The organism is Streptosporangium sp. H16 (assembly GCF_051918855.1).
Lineage (GTDB): Bacteria > Actinomycetota > Actinomycetes > Streptosporangiales > Streptosporangiaceae > Streptosporangium.
Genome location: NZ_JBPXMD010000085.1, coordinates 1 through 5,016 on the forward strand (window position 1 = coordinate 1; position 5,016 = coordinate 5,016).

At 57.1% G+C, this 5,016-nt stretch carries 2 rRNA genes; both read left to right on the forward strand.

Going from position 1 to position 5,016, the window contains the following annotated elements:
• The first annotated feature begins 184 nt into the window (after positions 1-184).
• A 16S ribosomal RNA gene (locus ACTOQ2_RS43655) occupies positions 185-1,709 on the forward strand.
• 171 nt (positions 1,710-1,880) lie between these two features.
• Positions 1,881-5,010, forward strand: a 23S ribosomal RNA gene (locus ACTOQ2_RS43660).
• The 16S and 23S rRNA genes sit together here, the layout of an rRNA operon.
• Positions 5,011-5,016: the final 6 nt, after the last annotated feature.

Below are 5,016 nucleotides of genomic sequence, written 5' to 3' on the forward strand. Positions count from 1 at the left end.
TTGGTCGGGTCAGGGTGATGGTGTACGCGTCCGTTTCTTGAGAACTCAACAGTGTGTTAAAAGCCAGTGCATGAAGCACAACCCCGTCCAACCTGCCCTGTGGGGTGGGGGACGGATTCCTTTGGTTGATACATTCACCCTTCTGGGGTGGATGCTTTCAGCTGGGTAAGGACTGTTCAGACATTGTTTGGAGAGTTTGATCCTGGCTCAGGACGAACGCTGGCGGCGTGCTTAACACATGCAAGTCGAGCGGAAAGGCCCTTCGGGGTACTCGAGCGGCGAACGGGTGAGTAACACGTGAGTAACCTGCCCCTGACTCTGGGATAAGCCCGGGAAACTGGGTCTAATACCGGATACGACACCTCCTGGCATCGGGTGGGTGTGGAAAGTTTTTTCGGTTGGGGATGGACTCGCGGCCTATCAGCTTGTTGGTGGGGTAACGGCCTACCAAGGCGACGACGGGTAGCCGGCCTGAGAGGGCGACCGGCCACACTGGGACTGAGACACGGCCCAGACTCCTACGGGAGGCAGCAGTGGGGAATATTGCGCAATGGGCGAAAGCCTGACGCAGCGACGCCGCGTGGGGGATGACGGCCTTCGGGTTGTAAACCTCTTTCAGCAGGGACGAAGTTGACGTGTACCTGCAGAAGAAGCGCCGGCTAACTACGTGCCAGCAGCCGCGGTAATACGTAGGGCGCAAGCGTTGTCCGGAATTATTGGGCGTAAAGAGCTCGTAGGTGGCTTGTCACGTCGGGTGTGAAAGCTTGGGGCTTAACTCCAGGTCTGCATTCGATACGGGCTGGCTAGAGGTAGGTAGGGGAGAACGGAATTCCTGGTGTAGCGGTGAAATGCGCAGATATCAGGAGGAACACCGGTGGCGAAGGCGGTTCTCTGGGCCTTACCTGACGCTGAGGAGCGAAAGCGTGGGGAGCGAACAGGATTAGATACCCTGGTAGTCCACGCTGTAAACGTTGGGCGCTAGGTGTGGGGACCTTCCACGGTTTCCGCGCCGTAGCTAACGCATTAAGCGCCCCGCCTGGGGAGTACGGCCGCAAGGCTAAAACTCAAAGGAATTGACGGGGGCCCGCACAAGCGGCGGAGCATGTTGCTTAATTCGACGCAACGCGAAGAACCTTACCAAGGCTTGACATCGCCCGGAAACACTCAGAGATGGGTGCCTCTTCGGACTGGGTGACAGGTGGTGCATGGCTGTCGTCAGCTCGTGTCGTGAGATGTTGGGTTAAGTCCCGCAACGAGCGCAACCCTTGTTCAATGTTGCCAGCACGCTCCTTCGGGGGTGGTGGGGACTCATTGGAGACTGCCGGGGTCAACTCGGAGGAAGGTGGGGATGACGTCAAGTCATCATGCCCCTTATGTCTTGGGCTGCAAACATGCTACAATGGCCGGTACAGAGGGTTGCGATACCGCAAGGTGGAGCGAATCCCTAAAAGCCGGTCTCAGTTCGGATTGGGGTCTGCAACTCGACCCCATGAAGTCGGAGTCGCTAGTAATCGCAGATCAGCAACGCTGCGGTGAATACGTTCCCGGGCCTTGTACACACCGCCCGTCACGTCACGAAAGTCGGCAACACCCGAAGCCCGTGGCCCAACCAGCTTGTCTGGGGGGAGCGGTCGAAGGTGGGGCTGGCGATTGGGACGAAGTCGTAACAAGGTAGCCGTACCGGAAGGTGCGGCTGGATCACCTCCTTTCTAAGGAGCACCGGCCTTCACAGCGTGAGCTGTGGGGTCTACGCCGTGTTCGTGAGCGAACGTCTCACGCTCGGCACGCTCATTAGTGGAGCACTGGCTACTCTGGTGGCGGAGCGGGTTTGGTCGCTGTTTGTTGTTTGAGATTTGCATAGTGGACGCGAGCATCTTTGTGGCCAAGTTTTTTAGGGCACACGGTGGATGCCTTGGCATCAGGAGCCGATGAAGGACGTGGGAGGCTGCGTTAAGCCCCGGGGAGTCGCCAACCAGACTTTGATCCGGGGATGTCCGAATGGGGAAACCTAGCACCAGTCATGTGGTGTTGCCTCCGCCTGAATGTATAGGGCGGTTGGTGGTAACGCGGGGAAGTGAAACATCTCAGTACCCGTAGGAAGAGAAAACAAATTAGTGATTCCGTGAGTAGTGGTGAGCGAAAGCGGATCAGGCTAAACCGTAGGCGTGTGATAGCCGGCAGGCGTTGCGTTTGCGGGGTTGTGGGACCCTCTGATGGTTTCTGCCGAGACCATAGACAGTAAGAAATCCTTCCGATAGTCGAAGCTTCTGGGAAGTTGCGCCGTAGACCGTGAGAGTCGGGTAGGCGAAATTGGTTGGACTGTTTGAGGGGATCCCAAGTAGCACGGGGCCCGAGAAATCCTGTGTGAATCTGCCAGGACCACCTGGTAAGCCTAAATACTCCCTGATGACCGATAGTGAACAAGTACCGTGAGGGAAAGGTGAAAAGCGCCCCGGTGAGGGGTCGTGAAATAGTACCTGAAACCGTGTGCCTACAAGCCGTAGGAGCGTAAACACTTTTCGGAGTGTTTGTGATGTGACTGCGTGCCTTTTGAAGAATGAGCCTGCGAGTTATGGTGTGTGGCGAGGTTAACCCGTGTGGGGGAGCCGTAGCGAAAGCGAGTCTGAATAGGGCGTTTGAGTCGCATGCTGTAGACCCGAAGCGGAGTGATCTAGGCATGGGCAGGTTGAAGCGCGGGTAAGACCGCGTGGAGGACCGAACCCACCAGGGTTGAAAACCTGGGGGATGACCTGTGTTTAGGGGTGAAAGGCCAATCAAACTCCGTGATAGCTGGTTCTCCCCGAAATGCATTTAGGTGCAGCGTTACGTGTTTCTTGCCGGAGGTAGAGCACTGGATGGCTAATGGGCCCGACAAGGTTACTGACGTCAGCCAAACTCCGAATGCCGGTAAGTGAGAGCGTAGCAGTGAGACTGCGGGGGATAAGCTCCGTAGTCGAGAGGGAAACAGCCCAGACCACCGACTAAGGCCCCTAAGCGTGTGCTAAGTGGGAAAGGATGTGGAGTCGCAGTGACAACCAGGAGGTTGGCTTAGAAGCAGCCACCCTTGAAAGAGTGCGTAATAGCTCACTGGTCAAGTGATTCCGCGCCGACAATGTAGCGGGGCTCAAGTACACCGCCGAAGTCGTGGCATTCACACATGTATCCGAGCCTTTGTGGTTTAGGTGTGTGGATGGGTAGGGGAGCGTCGTGCGGCCGGGGAAGCAGCGGAGTGATCCAGCTGTGGAGGCTGTGCGAGTGAGAATGCAGGCATGAGTAGCGAATCAGAAGTGAGAAACTTCTGCGCCGGATGACCAAGGGTTCCTGGGGCAGGCTAATCCGCCCAGGGTAAGTCGGGACCTAAGGCGAGGCCGACAGGCGTAGTCGATGGACAACGGGTTGATATTCCCGTACCCGCTACGATGCGCCAATACTGAATCCAGTGATACTAAGGGTCCTTAACCCCTCCGAGCCTTCGGGCTTGGGGTGAGGGTGAACGCCTGGCCTGAACTGGTAGTAGGTAAGCGATGGGGTGACGCAGGAAGGTAGCCCAGCCCAGGCGATGGTAGTCCTGGGGTAAGCATGTAGGGAGAACCGTAGGCAAATCCGCGGTTCACGTATCCTGAGATGTGATGCCGAGCCGATTGTGGCGAAGTGGGTGATCCTATGCTGCCGAGAAAAGCCTCTAGTGAGTGTCGTGGCGGCCCGTACCCTAAACCGACTCAGGTGGTCAGGTAGAGAATACTAAGGCGATCGGGTGAACTGTGGTTAAGGAACTCGGCAAATTGCCCCCGTAACTTCGGGAGAAGGGGGGCCTTCGCTGGTGACGAGCTTCGCGCTCTGAGCTGGTGGGGGTCGCAGAGGCCAGGGGGAAGCGACTGTTTACTAAAAACACAGGTCCGTGCGAAGTCGTAAGACGATGTATACGGACTGACGCCTGCCCGGTGCTGGAACGTTAAGGGGACCGGTTAGTTGTTCTTCGGAGCGGCGAAGCTGAGAACTTAAGCGCCAGTAAACGGCGGTGGTAACTATAACCATCCTAAGGTAGCGAAATTCCTTGTCGGGTAAGTTCCGACCTGCACGAATGGCGTAACGACTTCCCCGCTGTCTCAACCGCAGACCCGGCGAAATTGCACTACGAGTAAAGATGCTCGTTACGCGCAGCAGGACGGAAAGACCCCGGGACCTTCACTATAGCTTGACATTGGCGTTTGGAACGTCTTGTGTAGGATAGGTGGGAGACGGTGAAGCTATCACGCTAGTGGTGGTGGAGTCATTGGTGAAATACCACTCTGGTCGTTTTGAACGTCTAACTTCGGTCCGTGATCCGGATCAGGGACAGTGTCTGGTGGGTAGTTTAACTGGGGCGGTTGCCTCCTAAAGAGTAACGGAGGCGCCCAAAGGTTCCCTCAGCCTGGTTGGCAATCAGGTGTCGAGTGTAAGTGCACAAGGGAGCTTGACTGTGAGACCGACGGGTCGAGCAGGAGCGAAAGCTGGGACTAGTGATCCGGCGGTGGCATGTGGAAGCGCCGTCGCTCAACGGCTAAAAGGTACCCCGGGGATAACAGGCTGATCTTCCCCAAGAGTCCATATCGACGGGATGGTTTGGCACCTCGATGTCGGCTCGTCGCATCCTGGGGCTGGAGTAGGTCCCAAGGGTTGGGCTGTTCGCCCATTAAAGCGGTACGCGAGCTGGGTTTAGAACGTCGCGAGACAGTTCGGTCCCTATCCGCTGCGCGCGCAGGAGACTTGAAAGGAGCTGTCCCTAGTACGAGAGGACCGGGACGGACGAACCTCTGGTGTGCCAGTTGTTCCGCCAGGAGCACGGCTGGTTGGCTACGTTCGGAAGGGATAACCGCTGAAAGCATCTAAGCGGGAAGCTCGCCTTGAGATGAGGTCTCCCACCACGAGAGTGGGTAAGGCTCCCGGGAGACGACCGGGTTGATAGGCTGGAAGTGGAAGCGCAGTAATGTGTGGAGCTGACCAGTACTAATAGGCCGAGGACTTGACCACAAAGCA